General features: G+C 64.4%; 17 protein-coding genes and 1 CRISPR repeat array. Of the genes, 7 read left to right on the plus strand and 10 right to left on the minus strand.

Annotation, left to right across the window (positions count from 1 at the left end):
- Nucleotides 1-909 (minus strand): winged helix-turn-helix domain-containing protein, encoded by a 909-nt coding sequence (locus VVR41_RS09575; RefSeq protein ID WP_368524575.1) that lies wholly within the window; start codon nucleotides 907-909, stop codon nucleotides 1-3.
- Nucleotides 910-1013: 104 nt separating this feature from the next.
- On the opposite strand from VVR41_RS09575, the gene VVR41_RS09580 reads away from it, so the two are divergent.
- From VVR41_RS09580 to VVR41_RS09590, 3 genes are read left to right on the plus strand one after another with little or no spacing between them, the layout of a single operon-like run.
- Nucleotides 1014-2444, plus strand: coding sequence for an MFS transporter (locus VVR41_RS09580; RefSeq protein ID WP_368524576.1), 1431 nt, complete (start codon nucleotides 1014-1016; stop codon nucleotides 2442-2444).
- 28 nt (nucleotides 2445-2472) lie between these two features.
- Nucleotides 2473-3444 carry an amidohydrolase family protein gene (locus tag VVR41_RS09585; RefSeq protein WP_368524577.1) on the plus strand — a complete coding sequence of 324 codons (972 nt, stop codon included), beginning with the start codon at nucleotides 2473-2475 and terminating at the stop codon, nucleotides 3442-3444.
- A 59-nt stretch (nucleotides 3445-3503) separates the two neighbouring features.
- Complete coding sequence (locus VVR41_RS09590; RefSeq protein WP_321101976.1) at nucleotides 3504-3878, plus strand: ectoine synthase; 375 nt, start codon at nucleotides 3504-3506, stop codon at nucleotides 3876-3878.
- A gap of 103 nt (nucleotides 3879-3981) precedes the next feature.
- A CRISPR array of direct repeats spans nucleotides 3982-9196; the repeat unit is 28 nt; unit sequence GGCTCATCCCCGCTCGCGCGGGGAACAC.
- 49 nt (nucleotides 9197-9245) lie between these two features.
- Here the strand turns inward: VVR41_RS09590 and cas2e are convergent.
- The 8 genes from cas2e to cas3 form a co-directional block, all read right to left on the minus strand.
- On the minus strand, nucleotides 9246-9605 hold the full coding sequence (gene cas2e / locus VVR41_RS09595; protein WP_368524578.1) for a type I-E CRISPR-associated endoribonuclease Cas2e: 360 nt from the start codon (nucleotides 9603-9605) through the stop codon (nucleotides 9246-9248).
- A complete protein-coding gene (gene cas1e, locus VVR41_RS09600) occupies nucleotides 9602-10540 on the minus strand; it encodes a type I-E CRISPR-associated endonuclease Cas1e (protein WP_321103995.1) in 939 nt (312 codons plus the stop codon). The genes cas2e and cas1e overlap by 4 nt, the downstream gene beginning before the upstream one ends.
- A 2-nt stretch (nucleotides 10541-10542) precedes the next feature.
- Entirely contained in the window at nucleotides 10543-11256 is a 714-nt protein-coding gene (cas6e, locus tag VVR41_RS09605; RefSeq protein WP_368524579.1) for a type I-E CRISPR-associated protein Cas6/Cse3/CasE, read from the minus strand.
- Nucleotides 11253-11975 carry a type I-E CRISPR-associated protein Cas5/CasD gene (gene cas5e / locus VVR41_RS09610; protein ID WP_368524580.1) on the minus strand — a complete coding sequence of 241 codons (723 nt, stop codon included), beginning with the start codon at nucleotides 11973-11975 and terminating at the stop codon, nucleotides 11253-11255. Before cas5e ends, cas6e begins: the two co-directional genes overlap by 4 nt.
- On the minus strand, nucleotides 11975-13102 hold the full coding sequence (gene cas7e / locus VVR41_RS09615; RefSeq protein WP_368524581.1) for a type I-E CRISPR-associated protein Cas7/Cse4/CasC: 1128 nt from the start codon (nucleotides 13100-13102) through the stop codon (nucleotides 11975-11977). Before cas7e ends, cas5e begins: the two co-directional genes overlap by 1 nt.
- Nucleotides 13103-13143: 41 nt before the next feature.
- Nucleotides 13144-13788, minus strand: coding sequence for a type I-E CRISPR-associated protein Cse2/CasB (gene casB / locus VVR41_RS09620; protein ID WP_368524582.1), 645 nt, complete (start codon nucleotides 13786-13788; stop codon nucleotides 13144-13146).
- Nucleotides 13785-15476, minus strand: coding sequence for a type I-E CRISPR-associated protein Cse1/CasA (casA, locus tag VVR41_RS09625; RefSeq protein ID WP_368524583.1), 1692 nt, complete (start codon nucleotides 15474-15476; stop codon nucleotides 13785-13787). Before casA ends, casB begins: the two co-directional genes overlap by 4 nt.
- Nucleotides 15477-15552: 76 nt before the next feature.
- Nucleotides 15553-18366 (minus strand): CRISPR-associated helicase Cas3', encoded by a 2814-nt coding sequence (gene cas3, locus VVR41_RS09630; protein WP_368524584.1) that lies wholly within the window; start codon nucleotides 18364-18366, stop codon nucleotides 15553-15555.
- 403 nt (nucleotides 18367-18769) lie between these two features.
- Here cas3 and leuS point away from each other — a divergent pair, with 403 nt between their 5' ends.
- The 3 genes from leuS to VVR41_RS09645 are packed head-to-tail and all read left to right on the plus strand — an operon-like array spanning nucleotide 18770 to nucleotide 23277.
- Nucleotides 18770-21610, plus strand: coding sequence for a leucine--tRNA ligase (gene leuS, locus VVR41_RS09635; protein ID WP_368524585.1), 2841 nt, complete (start codon nucleotides 18770-18772; stop codon nucleotides 21608-21610).
- Nucleotides 21610-22128, plus strand: coding sequence for a VanZ family protein (locus tag VVR41_RS09640; protein ID WP_368524586.1), 519 nt, complete (start codon nucleotides 21610-21612; stop codon nucleotides 22126-22128). Before leuS ends, VVR41_RS09640 begins: the two co-directional genes overlap by 1 nt.
- A gap of 54 nt (nucleotides 22129-22182) precedes the next feature.
- Nucleotides 22183-23277, plus strand: a complete 1095-nt coding sequence (locus VVR41_RS09645; RefSeq protein ID WP_368524587.1) for a hypothetical protein — start codon at nucleotides 22183-22185, stop codon at nucleotides 23275-23277.
- Between the two features lie 76 nt (nucleotides 23278-23353).
- Here the strand turns inward: VVR41_RS09645 and VVR41_RS09650 are convergent, their stop codons facing one another.
- Entirely contained in the window at nucleotides 23354-24337 is a 984-nt protein-coding gene (locus VVR41_RS09650) for an acryloyl-CoA reductase (RefSeq protein ID WP_368524588.1), read from the minus strand.
- An 89-nt stretch (nucleotides 24338-24426) separates the two neighbouring features.
- On the opposite strand from VVR41_RS09650, the gene VVR41_RS09655 reads away from it, so the two are divergent.
- Nucleotides 24427-24933 carry a VanZ family protein gene (locus tag VVR41_RS09655; protein ID WP_368524589.1) on the plus strand — a complete coding sequence of 169 codons (507 nt, stop codon included), beginning with the start codon at nucleotides 24427-24429 and terminating at the stop codon, nucleotides 24931-24933.
- Nucleotides 24934-24948: the final 15 nt, after the last annotated feature.

A 24948-nucleotide genomic window follows, 5' to 3' on the forward strand; every position in this document is an offset into this window, starting at 1 on the left:
CTAGGTCGCGCGCTTGACCGCCGGGGACAGCGGGACGATGTCGACGGAGGCGACCGTGTCGGCCAGCGCGGTGTCCACGGTGCGCAGCAGGTGCGCGTTGTCCGGGCCGGAGTAGCTGATGATCAGCTGGTACGGCCCCGATGAGGCGGCGACGAACGGGAACTCGGCGCGCCCGGCCAGCATTGCTGCGGTGTCGAGGATCTTCCCCGGTGGGACCTGCGCCCAGATCAGGGCCTCGACGCGGGAGTTGGGGCCGGTGGTGGTTGTGTCCGCCTCGAAGAAGAGCACCTTGCCCTCTACCATGCGGTTGATCCTGCGGGTCACGGTCCGCGGGGTCAGGTCGAGTGCGGCCGCGATGTGGGTGTGCGGGGTGCGCCCGCGGCCCGCCAGCTGGGCGAGGATGGCGCGGTCGGTCTCGTCGATGGGCAGCTCGCTGTGGTGGTCCGTGGTTTCTCCCTGCGCCGTCCATGTCTGAAGCAACCGGTACATCTGGACGGAGTGGACGTGCGGGTCGTCGACAAGGTGCGCGAGGATCGGGTCAGCGTCGGGTCCTGGTGAGATCAACCCGAACACCACCTCGTTGTGCGCGGTGGTCACGCGCACCCAGCGTGTGCGGTCCTGGGTGGAGAGGTAACGGCTCAGAGAGATCGCGTGGGCAACATCGCTGGCCGCGCGCACCATCCACGCCACGGTGCCGTCGAATCCGGGCAGGGTCCTGCCCGTGACCGAGACCGCGCCGAGGCGTTCCAGGCGCGCGAAGCGCCGCGAGACGGTGCGCTCGGGAATGCCCGTGGCCTCGGCGATGTCGTGGAAGGAGGCCAAGGGGGTGCGGCGGATTTCGGCCATGATGGCGAGGTCGTCGGCATCGGTGGCGAAGCCGTGGCCGTGGCCGGTGTCAGAAGAACGCACAACAATCCCCATCTCGTGGCAGAATTAAGACAACAAACTCCACAATATGACGAAAACACGAAACAAGATGGCTGAAAACCTGGCAGCGGTGTTTGACTTTCCCCATGACTTCAGCAACGACTTCGTACTCTGCGGGGGCTGGGAAAGTGGGCGTCGATAAGCGTTCGCGTCGCGCACCGATGAGCGCGGTGGAACTCGTCGCCGCCTACTCGGCCCTCGTGGTCACTCTCTTGCAAACTCTCGTCGTGCCCGTGACTCCCCTGTTTCCAGAGATCCTGGGGATCTCGGCGGCGACCGCCTCATGGATTGTCACTTCGACGCTGCTCATCGGCACAATCGCCACCCCGGTCGTCTCCCGGTTGGCGGACATGTACGGCAGGCGGCGCCTCATGCTGATCGCGCTCGGTCTGGTGCTGGCCGGTTCCGTCATCGCGGCGGCGGGTAGTACCGCCATGCTCATCGTGGGCCGCGGCCTGCAGGGCGTGGGCACCGCGATTATCCCGGTGGCGATGGCGCTGGTGCGCGATCTAGTCCCGCCGCAGCGCTTGCCCTCCGCGCTCGCGCTGCTGTCCGCCATGCTCGGAATCGGCGGCGGCCTCGGCATTCCGATCGGCGGGGCGATTATGGGTGCGGCCGGCTGGCGCGCCATCTTCGCGGTAGCGGCGCTGCTGAGCCTCATCGCCCTTGTCGCGGTCTTGTTCGTCGTACCCCGCGACGCGCGCACCACTGACGGGCCAACGCCCCGCTTCGACCTCCGCGGCGCCATCGTCCTGGGCCTCGGGCTCACCTGCCTGCTCATCGCCCTGACCAGGGCCGGTGAGTGGGGATGGACGAACCCACTGACGGTGGGCCTCATCGCGGCAAGCGCCGTAGTCTTCACCGGGTGGGTCGCCCTCCAGCGCCGCACGGCCGAGCCGCTTGTCGACGTCCACACCGCCGCCCTGCGCCCCGTTTTCATGGCCAACCTCGCCGGCCTGATGCTCGGGTTCGCCATGTTTGCCAACCTGTTGGTCACCACCATCCAGCTGCAGAACGACCCGGCGGAGAACGGCTTTGCCATCTCCCCCGGCATCGCGGGCATGGCCATGCTGCCGTCTGCGCTGATGAGCCTCATCGCCGCGCCGGTGGCCGCGCGGATTGCCAACAAGTACTCACCACGGTTCCTGCTGCAGCTCGGCACCGCCATCATCATCGCTGGTTACCTGCTGCGCTGGGTGTTCAGCACGACCGCCCCGATGGTCGTCGTGTGGGCCACGGTGCTCACCATCGGCATCTCCTTCGGCTACGCCGCGCTGCCGATGATCATCGTCGCCCACGTCGAACCCGCCGTCACCGCCGGAGCCAACGGCTTTAACACCCTGTTGCGCTCCATCGGAATGTCGCTCGGCTCGAGCTTCGTCGCCACCATGGGCGTGATGTTCGCAGGTGCTCACGGCGGGGCGGCGTGGGAGGCGAACGTGGCGGTGTTCCTCGCCGGTGCCGCCGCAGCGCTCGTGGCGCTCATCGCGGCCACAGCGGCGGCGCGCCGTTCGTAGGATCGGTCGCAACGAGAAAGGACACCTCATGAACTCCCCCACCACGTCGGCTATCGACACCCACGCCCACGTCTACCCCGCCTGGTACCTCGACCAGTTGGAGCGCGGCGGTGCACCGGCGGCGTCTACCGCCATTGCCCGTGACATCGGCGCGGACTCCACCCCGGCCGACATGGAGGAGCGGATCCGGGATATGGACGCGGCGGGGGTGGAGAAACAGGTGCTCGCGGTGACTCCGCAGTCACCGTCGCTGCCAGGCGCGGCCGAGTCCGCGGATGCGGCGCGCGCGATTAACGACGACTACCTGCGCCTCGTGGAGAAGTACCCGGGCCGTTTCCTCGCCTACGCCGCGCTGCCTCTACCGCATGTCGACGAAACCCTCGCCGAGCTCGAACGCATCGCCGACGCGGGGTTCGTCGGAGTCTCGCTGTCCGCGCTCCTGCCGGGCGGCGGCTCGCTTGTCGCAGATTCCCTCGCCCCAGTCTGGGATGCCCTCAACAGCGCCGCGGCCGTAGTAAACATTCACCCCACCGGCCAGGGGGCCTGCTCGACACCGATCACCAGCCACCACCTGGAATGGGTCAACGGGGCGCCTGTCGAGGACGCCATTGCCACCCTCCAACTTCTCAAAGCCGACGTGCCCGGCCGGTGGCCGGACGTCACGATCCACGTCGCGCACCTCGGAGGCGACCTGCCATTTCTCATGCAGCGCCTCGAGGACAACTACGAGGACTGGGACGCGTTCGCCCGCTCCCCGCGCGAATCGCTGCGTGGGATGTACTTCGACGCGGCCAACTTCTTCGAACCATCACTGTGCCTTGCGGTGGAGGCCTTTGGCCCTACCCAGATCCTCGGCGGCTCCGACATGCCATACTTCCGCGGCGAGAAGTACGTGCGCGCGTTTGAGTATGTTCGCGGGGCGCGTCTTGGGGGTGCCGAAAAGCGAGCGATCCTGCGTGACAACGCTCTGAAACTGTACGGGCTGGACGAGGACGCCTGACGCGATCGCGCGATCTCTGTACCCTCGGGGGCACAGTCCGCGAGCTAAGGAGGCATTTCATGTTCACCCGATCCCGAGACGAAGTACCCGCCGTTGAATGGGGCGGCGGCACCAGCGAGCGCTTGCTCACCGCCAAAGACAACATGGGCTTCGCATTCGCCCACACCGTTGTACGCGCCGGCACCGAATCACGCCTGCAGTACCGCAACCACCTCGAGGCCTGCTACTGCATCGCCGGCTCCGGTGAGGTCGAGGACACCGAGGGCAACATCTACCCCATCACCCCGGGCACCATCTACGTGCTCGACGAGCACGACGCGCACTACCTGCGCGGCGGCAAGGACGAGGACCTCATCCTTGTCAGCGTGTTCAACCCCCCGATCACGGGCGAGGAGAAGCACACGCTTACCGACGACGGGTTCAGCTCGTACTAGGTCCTTGAAATAGGACCGCGTGCAAGGCGCGCAGTGCTTTCAAAGAGCAATTCGCGCGGTGCGTTCGTCGCGGTTGAACGCTGTCGTACGGTTGCGGGTTCGGGGCTTATCCCCGCTCGCGCGGGGAACACAACAGCAGCGTGCCCTCCGGGATGACGCGCTCGGGCTTATCCCCGCTCGCGCGGGGAACACACCACCAGTACCGTCATGAACTTCTCCAGCACCGGCTCATCCCCGCTCGCGCGGGGAACACCACTGGGCCGGGAGGAGTTTCCAGCCGTAGTCTGGCTCATCCCCGCTCGCGCGGGGAACACGGCGTTGATTGCGCTTGCCATTAGTGGAGTTCCGGCTCATCCCCGCTCGCGCGGGGAACACTCACAGCCCGTGACAAACGTGACAAAGAAATACGGCTCATCCCCGCTCGCGCGGGGAACACCGTTCGGTTCATCACCGGCGGGGGTTTCGCCTGGGCTCATCCCCGCTCGCGCGGGGAACACTCTGGTCGGCGCAGCCTTGGGTCCATCCAGAGGGGCTCATCCCCGCTCGCGCGGGGAACACAGCCACGCATCACCGTCCCGCCCTTCGGCCGCGGGCTCATCCCCGCTCGCGCGGGGAACACGACAGGAAGATGGTTTGGGCGTTCGGGCGGGTGGGCTCATCCCCGCTCGCGCGGGGAACACGCCGTGACCTCCCAGCCGATATCACCGTAAATCGGCTCATCCCCGCTCGCGCGGGGAACACTCGTACGCCCTGGCAGACACGCAGAATGACTTCGGCTCATCCCCGCTCGCGCGGGGAACACGTCGCGGGGGAGAATGCGAGGTGAGTGATGTTGGGCTCATCCCCGCTCGCGCGGGGAACACGACAGGAAGATGGTTTGGGCGTTCGGGCGGGTGGGCTCATCCCCGCTCGCGCGGGGAACACTTCAATGGACACACCCATCTGCGACGCGGCATCGGCTCATCCCCGCTCGCGCGGGGAACACTGGGCGCAGAGCAACGGCCACACCACGATTGACGGCTCATCCCCGCTCGCGCGGGGAACACGACACGCCTACCATCCTTGAGAGTTGGTTGACGGGCTCATCCCCGCTCGCGCGGGGAACACTTCCGGGGTGATTTCACTGGGCGTGGCGGATTCGGCTCATCCCCGCTCGCGCGGGGAACACGAGACGCAGGCGACGCAGCAACTCATCGGTTAGGGCTCATCCCCGCTCGCGCGGGGAACACGTTGTTGGTGAACTTCCAGTTGTCGCCGGACGCGGCTCATCCCCGCTCGCGCGGGGAACACTCTGCATGATACGCACGCGGTCGGGCTCTAGTGGGCTCATCCCCGCTCGCGCGGGGAACACTACGGACGTGGGTGGGAACATGCCGGCCCATGGGGCTCATCCCCGCTCGCGCGGGGAACACGTCGTAGTACCCGAGGGCGACGGGCCGGTGTCGGGCTCATCCCCGCTCGCGCGGGGAACACTTGTCATCAATGTTGGTTCCACGCTGGGCAAGGGGCTCATCCCCGCTCGCGCGGGGAACACGAGACGCAGGCGACGCAGCAACTCATCGGTTAGGGCTCATCCCCGCTCGCGCGGGGAACACGTTGTTGGTGAACTTCCAGTTGTCGCCGGACGCGGCTCATCCCCGCTCGCGCGGGGAACACGGCGATATCGCCGACCGGTTGGAGGCCGACCAGGGCTCATCCCCGCTCGCGCGGGGAACACCTCCGGCCCGCGGCGCACTACCGCAGCGAGGAGGGCTCATCCCCGCTCGCGCGGGGAACACGTCGATTTCTACCTCGTGGCTGATGATGTGACGGGCTCATCCCCGCTCGCGCGGGGAACACGCCGGACGAAGGGCCTTAAGGTGGATGTGCTCAGGCTCATCCCCGCTCGCGCGGGGAACACTCACCAACTACGAGTCCGTGCGCGACGGCAAGGGGCTCATCCCCGCTCGCGCGGGGAACACCCTGGTCGAGGACACCCGCCGCCTGGGCGAGGGGGCTCATCCCCGCTCGCGCGGGGAACACGAGTAGGAAACGCTCGGCGAGGGTGAGCGCGGCGGCTCATCCCCGCTCGCGCGGGGAACACTAAACTCGTGCCCCTAATCGTCGGCCCGTCCCCGGCTCATCCCCGCTCGCGCGGGGAACACTAGCTTCAGTGCCTCGGCCATGCGGTGGCGGCGGGCTCATCCCCGCTCGCGCGGGGAACACGTGCTCAACCGTGGCCTGCGCCGGTCGGTACAGGGCTCATCCCCGCTCGCGCGGGGAACACCGGTGCTTCCCGAACGCCCCGGTGAGGTGGTCGGGCTCATCCCCGCTCGCGCGGGGAACACCGAGTGGGAAAACGAGTGTGTCGAAGCGGCAGCGGCTCATCCCCGCTCGCGCGGGGAACACCTTCCCCCGGTCACCGACGAGCACATCCACGACGGCTCATCCCCGCTCGCGCGGGGAACACACCGGACACACCCATCTGAAACATGACCTGTGCGGCTCATCCCCGCTCGCGCGGGGAACACGTCTCGTTGCCCAGGGCGTCCGGCTCGATCGGGGGCTCATCCCCGCTCGCGCGGGGAACACGTCGGGGCGGCAGCGATACGCGCGAAAGCCACCGGCTCATCCCCGCTCGCGCGGGGAACACTAGCGAACATGCGTGTCGCTTCGGGGCCGGGGGGCTCATCCCCGCTCGCGCGGGGAACACCGAAGGTCGGTGAAATCGCTGGCATGGTTGGTCGGCTCATCCCCGCTCGCGCGGGGAACACGCTCCGTGTATGGACTCACCCAGGTATCGATGCGGCTCATCCCCGCTCGCGCGGGGAACACGAAACCCTCTTCATCACTGGTGTCCTGCTCACCGGCTCATCCCCGCTCGCGCGGGGAACACGGGCCCACCAGACGCGACGATGCCATTCACATCGGCTCATCCCCGCTCGCGCGGGGAACACGTCTGCGAGAAGCTCACGAACGGCTCGCGCACCGGCTCATCCCCGCTCGCGCGGGGAACACACCACGGTCTCGGGGTGGCCCTCGGCGATGATGGGCTCATCCCCGCTCGCGCGGGGAACACGCCACCGTGTTCCATGTCGCTATCGGATGTTGCGGCTCATCCCCGCTCGCGCGGGGAACACCAGTCCGACGGCGGCGTTGGGTAGTTCTTCTACGGCTCATCCCCGCTCGCGCGGGGAACACCCCATCCGCGACGGCGACCTACGCAACTCGGCGGGCTCATCCCCGCTCGCGCGGGGAACACGCCCTGGCCTCCATGCAGGCTAAGGGCGCCGCGGGCTCATCCCCGCTCGCGCGGGGAACACGCAGCCGCCCAGGCGCAGCACCCGGTGGAGCAGGGCTCATCCCCGCTCGCGCGGGGAACACTTCGGCTTCACGGTCCATCTCGCGCCAAATGTGGGCTCATCCCCGCTCGCGCGGGGAACACCTCCCCGGTGATCGCGCACACCCCCGGCACGGGGGCTCATCCCCGCTCGCGCGGGGAACACCACGACTTAGCTTTCGGTTCCAGCTCCGCGACGGGCTCATCCCCGCTCGCGCGGGGAACACGGCAAATGGATAGAAAAATGGGGCCCGATTTACGGCTCATCCCCGCTCGCGCGGGGAACACTGCGCCATGCGGGCTTCCCAGTAGGCGTCCACGGGCTCATCCCCGCTCGCGCGGGGAACACCCTTTGCCGTGTGCGCCTTTGGGGGTTGGGGTGGGCTCATCCCCGCTCGCGCGGGGAACACTGGAATGTGCGGTTGGCGTTTAAGCGGCCGCCGGGCTCATCCCCGCTCGCGCGGGGAACACGGCAATCATCTCCCGCGAGCGCGCGGGCGACGCGGCTCATCCCCGCTCGCGCGGGGAACACCCTTCTGCTTCCTTCTTAGCCGGGGTTGTGGTCGGCTCATCCCCGCTCGCGCGGGGAACACTATCCATGCTGCAAAGCAATAGAGAGCGCGGTCGGCTCATCCCCGCTCGCGCGGGGAACACCCGAGGGCTGCGTCGACGAGGTCGAGTAGTTCCGGCTCATCCCCGCTCGCGCGGGGAACACAAGTTCTGGTGTCTCTCGACCCGGACGCCACGGGGCTCATCCCCGCTCGCGCGGGGAACACGGCGAGGAGCCGTGTTTGGGTTATTCCGTCGGGGGCTCATCCCCGCTCGCGCGGGGAACACTCGAAGTGTGCCTGCTGCTTCGGGGTCTTTTTCGGCTCATCCCCGCTCGCGCGGGGAACACCCTTCGTGATAGTGCCCGGCCAACGCGGCGCAAGGCTCATCCCCGCTCGCGCGGGGAACACTCGTTCGCGGCTGGAAACCCTTACGCAGCGTCGGGCTCATCCCCGCTCGCGCGGGGAACACTCAGCGAGTGTGTCGCCATGAACGCCGGTGAAGGGCTCATCCCCGCTCGCGCGGGGAACACTGTGATGGTGAATTCCCTGCCCAGCTCGATTGGGGCTCATCCCCGCTCGCGCGGGGAACACTGCCCTCCGACGAGGAACGTATGGTCGGTGGACGGCTCATCCCCGCTCGCGCGGGGAACACGTGCCAATCCACCGCAAAACCCACGATGACCTGGGCTCATCCCCGCTCGCGCGGGGAACACCTTATAGAAGCCGATTTCCAGCGGTTCTATGGGGGGCTCATCCCCGCTCGCGCGGGGAACACTTCAAACGGTATGCCATCGGCATCAATGACCACGGCTCATCCCCGCTCGCGCGGGGAACACCGCGAACTCGCTGATGGTGAGTAGTGCGGCGCGGGCTCATCCCCGCTCGCGCGGGGAACACGGTGATGGTGCGCGCCAGTGGGCGACCATGGCGGGCTCATCCCCGCTCGCGCGGGGAACACCTGCCAAGCATTGGCAGTGAGCGGTTCATCAACGGCTCATCCCCGCTCGCGCGGGGAACACGGGTGAATCCGGCGACAGAAGGCAAGATGACAGGGCTCATCCCCGCTCGCGCGGGGAACACGTGGTGATGGCTTTGGTGATGGGGTAGGCGCGGGGCTCATCCCCGCTCGCGCGGGGAACACACGAGGCTGCGGAATTCCGAGCCCGCGGATTAGGGCTCATCCCCGCTCGCGCGGGGAACACGCGCAGCCTGTGCTGTGAGAGTGGCCGCGAGAATGGCTCATCCCCGCTCGCGCGGGGAACACAATCGGGGTGTCGTAGTTCGTGGTGGGCACAAAGGCTCATCCCCGCTCGCGCGGGGAACACGGCGAGGTTTTTACCGCCGATGCTGGCACTGTGTGGCTCATCCCCGCTCGCGCGGGGAACACTGATGTCGTCGGGCATCCCGGTGCTGCAGCTCCGGCTCATCCCCGCTCGCGCGGGGAACACACTTGCCACCCTGGGACTATTCTAGCGCGACCAGCGATTCACATACGACTTACTGCTCCGCACGGCCTTGGCGGAGGTAGCTACGCCTTTGCTGTCGAGCCTTGCTCCAGCCTTTCCGCCGGCCGTTAGATGAGCGGGCGTTGGGCCTCATCATTAGCGTCAACCCCTCGAAGTCGGTGGGTTGCCAATCGTGTCGGTGTTTGCGAAAATCCATGCCTTGCTCGCAGTTGGAAGAGAAGACCATCAGTGCTCGGCCGTCTTTGCATAGCTCGACCGTGCGGTTCCAGAGGAGATCTCGAATCCGGGCAGTTGGATTTCCTACGAAGGTCCCAGGGGAAACCTCCATCAACCATTTAGTCAGGTCGCCACGCAAACCAGCAGGGCAGGCAGTTACCACCAGAACGATCATCGAGTACCAATCTCCTCAGCCCAATTGACTCCCGACGCGATAGTTTCGAGTTCTGTCCACAGCATCAGTTCTGCATCCGCTGTGAGTTCCTCGTCCGGAACCTCCATTAAGAACTTGAGATCACGAACCATTCGCTGCATGATCTGTTTCTCCACCACGAGATCTCGCACCTTGCGGCGAGCCTCTGAACCCGGGCTTCCGGTAGCTGCGGCGACGGCGTCGAAAGCTGCGGGGATGGCAATATCTGCCTTGTAGAGGTCCGCGATGTCGTAAACAAATGACCGGTCAGTGCCGACGTGCACGATCCCTAAAGCTGGCACGAATCCGAGACCAGCGACTACGGCATGTGATATTCCGTAGAGGGCTGCGCTTGCCGAGGTGAGAGCTTGGTTTATTGGTGTGGATGAGTCGAAGTCGTTGGGGTCGTAGGATCGCCGATCCCAATACACCCCTGTGCGCTCGGCTTCAGCTGCGTAAACCTTTTTCATCCGAGCTCCCTCACGACCACGAAGTTGAGCCATGGTCAGCCCAGAGACGTCCTCGTCAGGGAACCGCAGACCATACATCTTGCGGGCACAGTTCAAGCGCTTTCTTTGATGGGACACGATTGCTGCTTGAGCTTCCGCCATTCGAGCGGATTTAGCGGGAGGACGCCCGCTGGCGTAGTAACGCACCCCGCGCTCCCCGACCCACACAGTGCTCACGCCGGCGTCTCCCAAAAGGGCCATACCTGCGTATGTGATCTTCGTGCCTGGGCCGAGGAGGAGTACGGACAGCATTGTGGCAGGAACGTGCGCAGTTCCTCGCTGATCCGTTACCGTCAATGCATTGCCGTCGCGATTAACTGTCGCTCGCTCCACGTAGAGGAACGAGAGCCGATCGCTAAATCTGGCAAGTGCCTGCCGCGTAAGCGGGACTTCGCTGGGGTGCGTCATGGTTACGACATTCGCGCCAGTGTGAGCAGCCCACAGCCGTAACCGCGCGCGCGGCCGATGCCAAGACTCAAAGTCTTCCGCAGTGCCTCCGCGTCAGTAACTTCCAAGGTTCCTGCGAAGCGAGCCTTCGCGATTCTTACCGGGCGCTGGCCTGTGCCTTTTCCACGCTGGGTCTTGTCGCGGTAGAAGGTATCTGTCCACCGTTCATAGACTTGGGGCGCATCGTGCGGAGACCAACGCGCCCGCTCTTCATCGCTGGCGGGGGCATCGTCCAACGGGGCAAGCGCGAACCCCGCTGCTCCGGCCCTTTTATGCAGCCATCCGAGCTGATGGGCCGCGGAAACGTGGGCTTTGACCTTGCCGCGCTTTCCTTGAGTCCATTCCGAATACGTTGGATTGGCAACCATCTCAAACCTCCACCGCTGGCCTCGCATTAATGTGTCCTGGAATCGGGTGTAGTCGGCGCTTTGCGCCGGCCTGGTTTCCCAGCCCGCCTGCTCGACGATGTGGCCACAGCTAGGTTTCTCCGGACCAACGATGTAGAGAATGTGCTCGTGCTCGCGGTGATCCAGGCGCCACAGAACCCGAGTGTTCGACTCGTCGATATCTGGTGGGAAGGCGGAGCGCACAGCGGCGTGCATGGACTGCGGATCTGTCATGAGCTTCCTTCCTCCCCTTGTCTGGGGGTTAAGAAGGATCCTGGTCAGAGTCGTCATGCGTTCACCACCGTGTCGAAGTAGGCGTCATGTTGCATCGGAGTTGCGCGACCACACGGATTGTCCATCTCGACATCATCTACTCGGATGACGTCGCGCCAACCGTACTGGCGGTGCTCAGGGTTGAAAGAGATCGGCACATCCTGTCGAGAGACCGATCCTTCCTCACCGGGGAGGGCATCACGATAGAGAGCCAGTCCAATTTTCTTCGGGGATTCTGATTTGTGGGTCTCGGTTGCGTACCAGTTTGGATGAGAGCGCAAAGCTTCCTCAGCCGGGTCATCCACGATTCCGATGACTAGTCCGGGATGGGTCGGGCACGAGCGGCGTCCCATGAAAAGCGGGTACACGGGAGCCCGCAGTGCGTCGGCGATACCCTCGAGAAGCAACCGATCGTCTGACTCAAGAGCTACGACGAAAGCGGCGTCGGAGAGGAAATAGCGTGTGACCAATTGTGCTGAAGCTTGCGGGTCGGTTTGCCAAGGCTGAGCAGTTTGGTAGTCACGCAACAGGCTTCCCGACTGGTCGACGCGGACAGCCATTGTGAGCGTGGTGAGGTCTTCTACGGGGTCGACTCGTCGGCGGCCCTGCGCGGCGGCGATGAGTCCCAGGACGCCAGATTTAGTGGGGGTCGTTGCGGTCGCGCGCACCTTGAACCGAGATTCGTCGCCCCATGACTGGAGCGGCCCTTTCAAAAGAAGGAGGAGCGAGTGGGCCATTAGATACCACCAAACGAGCGGTCGAGCTCAGCCGTGATCTGGTCCTGGAGCGCTGGCAGGGTGACATTTTCTGCGATCTCAGCAAAGGGGGCGCCGAGGTCACCGAGCGCGACCACCCAGGAAGCGAGAGGGGTAAAGCCGTAGACATCGCTGACCTGCTTTGCTTCCTCAGCGAGGCGCTGAGCGGCAAGAGCGCGGCGGTCCTCGCCCTCAACGGGGCTTTCAAAGGCGTTCACAAGAGAGACGGGCCGGGTGTCCCGTACGGCAACGTAGACAAGCTCCGGCAGGGTCTGGTTGGCGAAGGTGTTGATTTTGCCCGTCGGCATGGACTTGATGAACGCATCGATGAAGTGCGGTACGGCGTCCTTCGCTGCCTGCTCCGAGCCAAGGTTGGCTGCGAGGCTGTCGACGTCGATGGTGGCGTAGCGGTACAGCGTCGAAGACATCATCTGCAGGGTGCCGATCATTCCGGCGCCTGTCTCCTCACCCTCTTCTGCAAGATCGTCGACCGCTGTGAAGTAGTCGAATTCTGGGGCGGAGGCGTGAACACCCAAAGCGTGTGCGACCTGGACGGAGGCGTCGACGTTGAATGCAGCGTCGTCGGCGACCATACGGCCGAACATCGCCATATCGACGGAGTGCTCGGTGTCGAGAATCTTCTGGGCATCGGCCTTGCTGATCTTCTCACCGTCGAGTTCCAGCAGCTTCTGTACTGCCCGGTCAATCTGGTGAGGGCTCAGGAAGAGAAGGTAACCCGTGCGCGGGTACACCGATGCGGGCTCTTCCGTCTCGTCAGCTGCCTTTTTGGAGGGTTTATCCACCGCCGTCTTGATCCCGGCCTTCTTGAAGAGATCCTCGGTGCGGGCAATTGCATCTCCCTGCTCGACCCCGTGCTCCTCGAGGCGCTGTGCGATTCTTTCGGGCAGTCGGCGGGAACGCGCACCGACGCCCTCCGGATCGAAATTGTCCTTGAAGTAGCGGCGGATGGCTCGCTTCCAGGATTGTGAGGAAACACGCTGGCGTGACACACCGCCGAAGATGGCGCTCTTGGGGGCACCTGTGTCGTCGCGGTTGATCAGTGAGGGGGGAACGGAGTGGAGGGCGTGGACGTCAATGGTGAGGGACATGGGTTTTCCTTTCCTAGAAGGTTGGAGGAGTGTGGGTGGGTTTATCGCGCGGGTGAGCCTGTAGCCGAACTACGGAATGCGCCGCGCCCAAAATCGCGGCCCCAGCGCAGGAGCACTCCGTTGCGTTTGTCGGCGTAGGTGAGGGACCGAAGATCACCGGCGAAGCGCCCGTAATCGAAGGCAATTTGCTGTGAGCGAAGGAGCGTGACGAGCGAGCGCAAATGGGTGATACGAGTGATCTCGTCACCCGCTGATTGCATCGCGTCGAAACGTGGCTTGATGGATTTCGAGGAGCTTTGCGCGAACAAGCGCCCGCACGCGGCAGCAAAGGACGTCTCTGTGGAGTGCATGGGTTGTGTGGCGCTCTGCATGTGCACGCCGAACAAAGTGAGGGCGTGAAACGCTGCGTTCTCGGATGCAGAGGGCGCGTCGCCGCGGCCCGTCTCCCCCTCACTTAGCGGAGGATCGAGCATGAGCAGGACGTGACCAAGCGCCAACGGGTTCTCCATCACCGGGCGCGAAGAGTACGTGCGCAGCTCCGCGAGTCGTGCGCGGGCCTCTGCACCACTGGCAGTGTGGGAGAGATCGAGATAATTGCGTTGCAAACGTGCAGCGGTCGAACCGACACACGCCCTCAGGCCCACGTCTGTGGCTGGCCCTTCATCGTGCACTGCTGTTGTAGTCATCGGGTACTCCTTTCTTCAGGTGCGAGGTCCGCCACCGTGAGCGGCAGATCTTTCGCGATCTTGTGCTTGAGCTGCTGGTACAGAGTTCCAGCGGAAACGATTCGGCCCGCCGAGCCGGCATCGTCGGCACCTTCGGTGCGGCCGATGAGTGCCTTAGGCCCAGCTCCGCGGACGAGCTCGTCGGCGAGCTGGAAGACACGACGGTGAACGGTGAGCTGCCAGGTTGTGGCGTATTCATCCGCATCGCCTGTTCCGATTCCTCGGATCCAGGAAATGAACTCCGGTTCGAGCTGGGTGTACAACCGGTCAGCTGCGTCTCGGCCAAATTCATAGTCTCCTCCAGCCGCGACATGGAGCTGGCCTGCGAACCACCCGAGGGAGGTTGCGGCTTGAGCGGTGGCTTGTGCGGCATTGCGTACGTCCAAGCGGAGTTCGGCGTTCAGTTTCTCAGAGCGCAGGATGGCCAGCGGGAGCCCGATTTCTGCTTTTGTGGTTGTTGCCACCGACGAAGACTGCGGCCCGTATCCCATGGACACGAGGCTCACGTCTAAGACGCCGTCGATGATTCCTTCCGAGGCGAGTTGTGCGAGGTGTGAGAGGGTGGCAGGGCGAACTGGTGCCCGCGTCTTCTCCGTGAATCCGGCGTCACCTTCCTCGACGATGAGAGCGTCGAGTGCTCGCCACATCGTCCGGTCGGTCGCGTAAGGGAGAGGGTAGTAGGCCAGAACACCCTTCTTCGTCTGGTTGGGGCTGTAACGGTAGGGGGTCATCGGGTCGTCGAAGATGTTTTTCCCGGCATCGGGAATCCTGTCGCCGTTGGTAACCAGAACCCCGGTGACAGAAGAGTCGTTGTGAAAAAGCCGGATCCGCCGTGACTGCCAAGTAGCCAAATCAACTGCGCCGCGCGGGGTCTCGCTGCTGCGGGGTGCTGCTGTATCAGCTGGGCGCTCCCAGACAGGAAGATCTTCAGAACCCTGTGCGGAGAGCACAGCTTGTGTGGAGTTGAGAACGAGCGTTTCGCGCAGCGTGCTTCCCTGCACGACGGTCCCCCCAGTCATTCCGGTCCATCCGGTACCGATGGGATAACCTTTGTTTCCTTTGGCGCGGGGGTCTCCGACGGCACCGGGCTTAATGCCGGAGTAGTCGTAGGCCTGCGTGTGGATGAGCCAACGCGCGGCCTCGGCGAAGGAAAGGGATTTTCGCCCCTCAGCGGTGCGCATCGTGAAATAGCTGTGCTCGGCCTCAGGGACAATTCTGGAGATCTCCAACTGCTTTCCAGAATCAGTGTGTAGGTCTGCCACTTGCATAAATGGCGTCTGTGGATGGAAAAGGTCAAAGCGATCCCGGTGCGATTCCAGGTACGCCAGCACCACCTCGTCGGGGCTGCTCGAGCGCGCGGTGTTGAGCGCTGCCTGGAACCAATCCGACCATGAAAAAGCTACCCTGGCCTTCCGCTTTAACTCCTGAGCGGCGAGGTCCTGCTGGTGTGCACGCCAAAAGATCGCTAGCAACAGGCGAAGTACGGCATAGTCCTGCGTCGGCGAGTCACCGACAATCTTCAACGGCGTGTGGCTGCCGTCGAAAACCTGGCGGATGCTCAGTGTCGCCCGGCCATCCTGCGTGAGGCAGAGGATCCATGGTTCATCGAGGAGATGAAAAGATGGTTCGTGCGTAGCGGTGCCATTCATCGTGTCTCCTTTCTGGTGATGGTTGGGTGTGTGGGGTGTGGATGTGGCACAGGTGTGCCGTACGAATGACGCTAGATCAGGGAGCAGACATTCGACCCTCCTTTTCGAATCCATGTTCGAGGCCGAGTTCTGTGGAGTAGCGAACCCAAAAGTGGCCGAGCTGGGTGACGTGGTCTTCGTCGAGAAGCAAAGCGAGCTGCCCCTTGAGCAGGAAGTGGTTCTGCCAATGCGGCGGTGTGCGCTCCTCTAGCGTCCCCACCACCGCCTCGAAGTCGTTGGTGTACCGGGTCATGCGCGCCGGGAGACGGACAACGCTGGATGCGAGGTGAAATGCCTCGGCGTAGCTCAGATCGCCCGTCTCCAGGATTTCGGGGTGGTCCCCAAGAGGGCGGTAGCCGTACTGGGTGCGCACAATGGGAATCACCTCGACTGTTGGCTCCGCGTCGCGGACTTGGGCCGCGCCACGCTCCTCGTCGCCGAGACGGATGACGGCCGAGGCACATCGCCCGAAAAGGCCTGCCAGAGGTTGCTGTTGGAACGGGGTTGGAACTCGGAAGTCTTGAGCGCGTGATCTAGCCCGGGCTTCGCGCTCTTGCTCCGCGCGCAGTGCATCGTTCCACGCCGCTTCCCATGCCTCGGGGATGTCGTGGACGTCTCCGTAGACGGATTGCACGAGGTTAGGAACGTCGTCCGGGCGGGTGAACTGTTCGGGAAGACGCAGAAGTGTCGCGAGAAGGAGCCGTGCGCCGTAGATGGCCTCGGCTCCACCATCGAATTCGGGGACTGGGTCCGTCTGTGTGATCCCGCGGACGTAGATGCGCGGTGTGCGGAGTTTCTCTGGGCGGTCGCTGACTGGGCGGTCGTGGCGGTGGATTCGCCCGGCTCGCTGGATCAGCAGATCCATCGGTGCGATGTCGGTGATGAGCACGTCTGCGTCGATGTCCAAACTCTGCTCGGCAACCTGGGTCGCCACCACAATCAACCTGTCGGGGCGCCCATCCCCGCGGTGGGACGTTGGGCCGAGTTTGCGGCGCAGCGCATCCTCGCGTTGCGTGCGTTCCCACGCCATGAATCCGGCATGGTGGAGCTCCGCCTCACCAGGAAAGAGTTCGGACACTGCTGAGTAGGTCTCCTGTGCCCGCGCGATCGTGTTGCACGTGATGAGGGCACACCCGCCGTCTGCGAGGAGATCCTCAAGGGTGTCGGTGACGGTTGGGAGGTCGTCGTCAAGCAATTGCACGCGTGCCGTGAGCTCAGGGGGAGGGGGTTTGGGCGCCTCGAATCGCAGCGAGGATTCGCTGGCAATCGAGATCAGGGGATAGGCATCGTGCGATTCCGTGGGTCGCTCTCCTGTGTAGGCCTCGATGAGAGCTTCTCGACGCCCACGGGGAAGCGTCGCGGAGAGCATGATGACGCTGACCCCGTAGTAAGCCAACCATTCCAGGGTTCGTTCCAGGTACGCCGAGGTGTAGGTGTCGAAAGAGTGCACCTCGTCGAAAATGACGATCTTTCCTGCTAGCGCAATGTGGCGGAGCATGGAGTAGCGCTGCTGCAGGGCCACCATGAGGACCTGGTCGACGGTGCCCACCACGATGTTGGACAGTAGGCCCCTGCGGCGCCCGCTCATCCAGGAGCTGGCCACCACTTCCCCGCCCTTTTCAGACTCCTCGGGTGCGATGCCCCGAAGCTTGAGTTGCCGGTACTCCTGGGCCAACTGGTTCTTGGAATGAGCTAGGTACATCGATGCCACTGTGTGGTCTTGCCCGGAACGAGACGCCCAGCGCAGGGTGCGCTCGAGCAGGCCGTTGGCGGTTGCCATCGTGGGGGCCGCAAAGTAGATGCCCTGTGCGCCCACGTTTTGCCCGAGGATCTGGGCGGCGGCCAATGCAGCCTCCGTCTTGCCCTGGCCTGTACCCGCTTCCAGGATGATCAGGGTGGGCTCGCTCACCTCGCTGGCTACCGTCGCCATTGCGTGTTGGATGCTCCGCGGTGAATATCCGTCTGGCCACCCGAAAGATGTGCGGAAAAGCTCGTCCAGGTCATCCCCCATTTCGGACGGGCACCACGGTGAGGTGAGATCCGTCTGCTGCATCCCCAGTATCAACCTGTCGCGCTGGCTTCCCCGTGTCTCCATAGGGAAAGCGTCGGCGTTGGAGGCGATCCAGTCGGCCAGCACGACGAGTCCGGTGAGGAGTTGTAGTGCCGCGGCCGAGGGTGCTGGGCGAGAAGAGAGTTTCTGGAGGGCAGGGTGTACTCCAGCCAGTTCGGCCATGCCGTCCAGGAGTTCGCGGTGGACCGCGGCCCATTCTGGTTCGTAACCGCCCACGATGATTTCGACTACCCCGTAATCCTCTATCGGTGAAGCGATCCCGTGGTGTGCTCCGGCGATCTCGCCGAGACGTACAGCGGTGGCGGGTGGAACGCCGTGCTCTTTGAGCCATGCCGTGACAATGACCGCAGAGACCACGCCATGGGGCATCTTGTGGGGGATCTCGTGGCGGCTTTGGGTGCGGGGCAAACCGGCGTCGTCAAGCAGCGATAGCAGGTAAGATAGGCGGGAGTCAGGCTCGATTTTAGTCTGGAAAGTTTTGCACGCCTTCCCAATATCGTGGGTCCCCGCCAACCAAATGGTTAAGGAGCGCAACTCCCCTTTGATGAGGCCCAGTTTCTCAGTCAGTAATTGTGTGGTCGAAGGGGAAAGCCACGTGTCAAAGAGTGCTGATGCCGTGCACGCGCTGTCCACGAGGTGCTGGGGAAGTGTTAGGTGCCCTGTTTCGTCGCCGGATTTAGCCCACAGTGCTTGCGCGGTAGCGCTGCGTGCGTCGGCCCAACCATCTGCTGCCGTAGCAAAGTCAAGCGTGGTGGCTGGCAGGCCAGTGGGTTTAGGCATGGGCGTCCTCCATTGCAATCTGGTTGTGTGAAGCGATCCCGGTTCGTCGCGATCCCCGTGGCGTCACGCGGATTGAACCGATAGCGCTTCTCACGTTTCTAAGTTCAGAGTATGCCACAGGTGAATGAAGTGCGCTCGCTTTCATCGCGATTGCTCCTCCGATAACGTGAACTTCGGCAGTGCTCCGCGCCTGCGGAGATGAGCCCTTAGATACGTGCGAAAGTACAGTCGCCCCGCGCTAGCGGGGATAGGGCACTGCCGCAAAGCTTTCCTGGGGGAGTAGGCGTCCCGCCGGTGTGAATGGAACCAACACCTGGGCTCCAACACCCAGCAACCCGCGCCAAAACCGCCATCGAAACCCACCGCGACCACCTTGCGTTACCACGCATTACACTGTCTAACCATGACTGACGCGAGGACTAACGCGAGCGAGGGACCGGCATTCCGCTACACGGCGGGAGTGGCTAATGAGATCGAGCAGAAGTGGCAGCGCTACTGGGTGGATAACGGCACGTTCAACGCGCCGAACCCGGTGGGCGATCTCGCCACCGGCGCCGAACTGCCCGAGGACAAGCTCAACGTCCAGGACATGTTCCCTTACCCCTCGGGGGCGGGCCTGCACGTCGGCCACCCGCTCGGCTACATCGCCACGGATGTCTACGCCCGCTATAACCGCATGCTGGGCAAGAACGTGCTGCACACCTTGGGCTACGACGCGTTCGGTCTGCCGGCGGAGCAGTACGCGATTCAGACGGGCACGCACCCGCGCACGACTACTGAGGCGAACATCGCGAACATGCAGCGCCAGCTCGGTTTGCTCGGCCTGGGGCACGACCGCCGCCGTTCGGTGGCTACCACGGATCCGGAGTTTTACCGCTGGACTCAGTGGATTTTCCTGCAGGTCTACAACGCGTGGTTCGATGAGGAGCTGCAGAAGGCCCGCCCGATCGAGGACCTAGTCCGTGATCTGATGACGGGTGCGCGCCAGACCAAGGACGGCCGTAACTTCCGCGAGCTGACCACGGAGGAAAAGCACAAGGCGATTGATGAGTTCCGCCTCGTCTACCTGTCTGAGTCCATGGTCAACTGGTGCCCGGGTCTGGGTACGGTGCTGGCTAATGAGGAGGTCACCGCCGAGGGCCGTTCTGAGCGCGGCAACTACCCGGTCTTCCGCAAGCGCCTGCGCCAGTGGATGATGCGCATCACCGCTTACTCGGATCGCCTGCTTGATGATCTGGACCTGCTCGATTGGCCGGAGAAGGTCAAGTCGATGCAGCGCAATTGGATTGGCCGTTCCCGCGGCGCCCAGATCGCGTTTAGCTCCGAGGCCGGCCCGATCGAGGTCTTCTCCACCCGCCCGGACACGCTCTTCGGCGCGAGCTACATGGTGCTCGCCCCCGAGCACGAGCTTGTCGACGCCCTCACGGCCCCCGCTTACCCCGAGGGCGTCGATAAGCGGTGGACCTATGGCGAGGCCACCCCGGCGGAGGCTGTCGCTGCCTACAAGCGCGCGATTGCCGCGAAGTCCGATGTGGAGCGTCAGGAGAACAAGGAAAAGACCGGTGTGTTCCTCGGCTCGTATGCTACGAACCCGGTCAGCGGCGAGCAGATTCCTGTCTTCATCGGTGACTACGTCCTGACCGGTTACGGCACCGGCGCGATCATGGCCGTGCCAGCCCATGACGACCGCGACTACGAGTTCGCTACCGCTTTCGGACTGCCGATTGTGCCCGTGATCGAGGGCGGCGACGTGACCGAAGCCGCGTTTACCGAGGACGGCCCGCACATCAACTCCGCCAATGCCGACGGTTTGGACCTCAACGGCCTGGGCAAGGAGGCCGCAATCGCGGCCGCCATCGAGTGGCTCGAGGCGCGCGAGTCCGGTGTGGAGAAGATCCAGTACAAGCTGCGCGATTGGCTGTTTGCCCGCCAGCGCTACTGGGGCGAGCCCTTCCCCATCGTCTACGACGCCAACGGCCAGGCCCACGGCCTGCCCGAGGACATGCTGCCCGTGGAGCTGCCGCAGGTGGAGGACTACAACCCGGTGTCCTTCGACCCGGACGACGCTGACTCTGAGCCCTCCCCGCCGTTGGCGAAGGCCACCGACTGGGTTGAGGTGGAGCTCGACCTCGGCGAGGGTAAGCAGACGTACTACCGCGACACCAACGTCATGCCGCAGTGGGCCGGTTCCTCCTGGTACCAGCTGCGCTACATCGACCCGACCAATGCGGACGAGTTCTGCAACATCGAAAATGAGCGTTACTGGACCGGACCGCGCGGTGAGAACGATCCGGGTGGGGTTGACCTCTACGTCGGTGGCGTTGAGCACGCGGTGCTGCACCTGCTCTACGCCCGCTTCTGGCACAAGGTGCTGTTCGACCTCGGGTTTGTCACGTCCCGCGAGCCGTATCGCCGCCTGTACAACCAGGGCTACATTCAGGCGTACGCGTACACGGACTCCCGTGGCGTCTATGTCCCTGCGGCCGAGGTTGAGGAGAAGGACGGGAAGTTCTTCTACCAGGGTGATCAGGTGACCCAGGAGTACGGCAAGATGGGCAAGTCGTTGAAGAACGCCGTCGCCCCGGACGAGATCGCCGCGGAGTTCGGCGCGGATACGCTTCGCGTCTACGAGATGGCGATGGGCCCGCTGGACACCTCGCGCCCTTGGGCGACGAAGGATGTTGTCGGTGCGCATCGCTTCCTGCAGCGCCTGTGGCGCCTCATCGTCGACGAGGAGACCGGTAACGCCCAGGTCAGCACGGATGAGCTGACCGAGGACGATGCCAAGCAGCTGCACCGCACGATCGCGGGGGTGCGCGAGGATTACGAGAACCTGCGCGACAACACGGTTGTGGCCAAGCTCATCGAGTACGTCAATTACCTCACCAAGACGTACCCGCAGATCGCGCCGCGCGCGGCGGTCGAGCCGTTGGTGCAGATGGTCTCCCCACTCGCCCCGCACATCGCCGAGGAGCTGTGGGGCAAGCTCGGCCACGAGTCCACCATCACCTTCGAGCCCTTCCCCACCTTCGACGAGGCATTGCTTGTCGACGACACCGTGGAGATCCCCGTCCAAATCAACGGCAAGGTTCGCGCCCGCCTGACGGTGCCTGCGGACGCGGGTAAGGAGGATGTCGAGAAGCTCGCGCTTGGCGACGCCCGCGTTGCCGAGCTCACCGCGGACAAGAACGTACTCAAGGTCATCGTCGTGCCCGGACGCATGGTGAACCTGGTGGTGAAGTAATGGGCCGCAGGGCGGCGGCAGGATCTCTCGCGGCGTACTGCTGCGTCGTCGTCGCCCTGACCATGCTCAAGGCCTTCTACCGCATCGGCTACCTCTGGGACCCGGCGAACCAGTCGCGCCGCGGCCTGTCGCTGCGCCCGTTCGCCGAGCTTATCGACGCAACCTCGGTCTTCGCCCCGGCCTTCGGCTACGGCGGCAACATCGCCTTCTTCGTCCCGGTCGGGGTCCTTGCCTACGTGGTGTTCGGCCGCGCCGGGCGGGCCATCGCCTTCGGCGCGCTGCTCAGCCTCGCGATGGAGCTTGGCCAGTACATCTTCGCGCTCGGGCTGACGGACATCGACGACCTGATCATGAACACCCTCGGCGCAGCGCTCGGGGTCGGTGTGGCGAAGCTGTTCGGCCCGCGCTTCCACCCGCTGTGGGTGGGGCTGGGCTACGCGGTCGCCGTCGTCTTCGCCGGTTTAGTTCTCGTCGGGGAACGGTTGGGCGACCCCAGCAAAGTCACCGAGGTGTACTAGGCATCTGGGCTGATAGCATCGCTGTGTCCATTCCATCCAGAGAAGGTATGAGTGATGAGCTCCAAATACAACGGGGGCAATGACGTGCCCCGTGACGGTGATTTGAACCGCGACAACGCCTGGAACACTGAGAGGAACACGGAGGGCACCGACGCCTACGGCGCTGGCTCCTACGGTTCCGCTGAGTACGGCTCCGGCGACTACAGCACGGCGAACCACCCCGCGCCCGAGTACGGCGGCAACGCCTACAGCGGCGAGAACTACGGCGGCTACTACAGCGCCGACGCGTTCGACGTCAACGGCAACCACGGCGCCCTGCGCCACCACGGCACCACCATCGTCGACGGAACGTACGGCGACGGCGTGGAGCTCCACCCGTTCAATGATCCCGCGACCAATGGCTGGATCCACCGCCGTGGCACCGGCAAGCTCGACGTCATGGCCGCGTGGGCGTTTGGGTTCAAAGCGACGTTTGCTAACTGGAAAATTTGGCTTCCCATTGGGTTCATTACCACCGTCGGTGTGTTCCTTCTGGCGATGGTTGTGCCAGTTGTTGGCGACCTCGCAGCGTTTGCGCTGATCTTCCTTTACCCGGTGATCTACTCCTTCGCGCTGATGAGTACGTTGGCGAAGCACTGGCGCATCGACGGGCTGCGCGCCCCGAACTACGGCCTCACCCTTGGCGTGATGATCACGGTGAGCGTCATCGTTTCCCTCGTGACGTTCGCGATGTTCATGCTCCTCTTCCCCATCTTCGGCCACAACTTGGCCTCCATGGCGAGCCTCGCAACCGTAGGTGAGCCCACCGAAGAGGACTGGATGCTGCTCAGCGAGATCGGCTGGGCATTCGCGAAGATCTTGGCCGTGATGCTGGTCGGCATGTTCTTGATCTACCCGTTCACCCTGTTCCCGCCGTTCTACGCCGCCGACAGTGCTGCCGGTTTCGGCGGATCGCTGCGTGCAGGCATCGCCGCGAGCGCGCGCAACTACCCGCAGCTTCTGCTGTTCGGGCTGGTCGGCTTTGTTGTGACCATCCTCGGTGTGTTGGCGCTTGGTCTCGGCCTGATCATCGTGATGCCGGCGGCGTACCTCGCGCTCGCACACGCCTACCGCCAGGTCTCCGGCGGACCGGTCCCCTACTCCGAGTAGGCGCGCACAACGCGCACCACGACAAAAGCACCCGCCAGACGGCGGGTGCTTTTTGCGTTCTTATGCCTAGGCGGCGTTAGACCTCGACCACGGTGCGTCCGTGTGCGGCGCCTTGGAGAAGCTCGCGGCCGACCTCGATCGCGCCCTCGAAGGACACCGTGCGGGTGGATGCGCGCAGTGCGTCAACGTCGAGAGACTCCGCGAGCAGCTCCCAAGCTTCGGCGCGAAGCGGGGCGGGCGTATCGACGGAGTTGATGCCAATCAGCTGCACGCCGCGCAGAATGAACGGCAAGACAGTGCCCTTGAGATCCGGGCCGGCGGCGAGGCCGCAGGCAGCAGCGGGCGCGCCCCACTCCAGGCGGGCGAGTGCGTTGACCAGCGGGGTCGAGCCCAGCGTGTCCACCAAGCCCGCGTATGCGGTGCGCTGTAGCGGCTTGCCCGGCTCTGCAAACTCGGCGCGGTCGACGATCTCGGCAGCGCCCAGAGAGCGCAGCCAATCACCGTGCTCCTCGACACGACCGGTCACGGCGTGGACGGTGAAACCGCGCGCGGCCAGCAGCTGCACCGCGATGGAACCGACACCGCCGGTTGCGCCGGTGACGAGGATCGGGCCACGCTCCTTAACACCGAGCGTGTCCAGGGGGTACAGGGTGCGCTCCACACCGGCAACGCACAGGGCGGCGGTGTAGCCCGCGGTGCCGATGGCGGCGGCCGTGGGGGCGTCGAAAAGCGAAGGCAGGACGGTGACCTGGCTAGCGTCGATGCGCAGCTGCGGGGTGAACCCACCGTTGCGGCGCTCACCGATGCCGAAGCCGTTGACGGTGACGAGGGTGCCCTCCTCAAGCGTAGGCGAGCTCACGACGGTGCCCACGGCGTCGATGCCGGGGACGGTGGGCAGGTTGCGCAGCACACCGCGGTTGCCATCGAGCGCCATGGCGTCCTTGTAGTTCACGGACGAGTGGCTGACCTGGATGAGCGTGTCGCCCTCACCAGCGTGTTCGGCGACGGTGTCGACGATCTGCGGACCTGACTCAGTAACAATGAGAGTTGAGTGTGTCATGGGACCAAGCCTACGCCCTGAAAAGCTGCCGAGCAGCTGTTCAGCTTTTCCTCACCGTGCAGACAGGCTCACCTTCTATGGTTGCGCGAGTGAGTCATAAGCTGCAGCGATTCCAGTCCGGTGAAGTGACAGCGTGGACGCTGGTCCTTGTCGCCGTGTTCTGCCTGACCATCGCCAAAGCACATATTGACGGTGGTGCTCTTTGGGATGCCTCGGTGCAAGCGCGCCGGGAGGTGCGTCTTATGCCGTTTGAGGAGTTCTACCGGCGCTCCACCGTGTGGTACGGCCCGTGGGTCAACCTAGTCGGCAACATCGCGCTGTTCGCTCCCGTCGGCTTCCTCGCCTATCGACGCCCCCTCCTCACCGGCCTCACCCTCAGCGTCGTGATCGAAGCCACCCAGTACCTGACATACACGGGGTACACCGATATCGACGACCTGATGTTCAACACTGTCGGCGCAGTCCTGGGCGGTTGGGTTGCCTCCCGTGTTGGTCCGCGCAGTCGCGGGGTCATCGTGGGCATTCTTGCGCTTGGGGCGCTGGCTGTCGTGGTGGCCTTTGCCACCCGCTTCGCTCTCACGTGTCTCGGGGCGTAGGCATTAGGCTGGTCA

This window comes from Corynebacterium sp. LK2510, from assembly GCF_040946405.1.
Taxonomy (GTDB): Bacteria; Actinomycetota; Actinomycetes; order Mycobacteriales; family Mycobacteriaceae; genus Corynebacterium.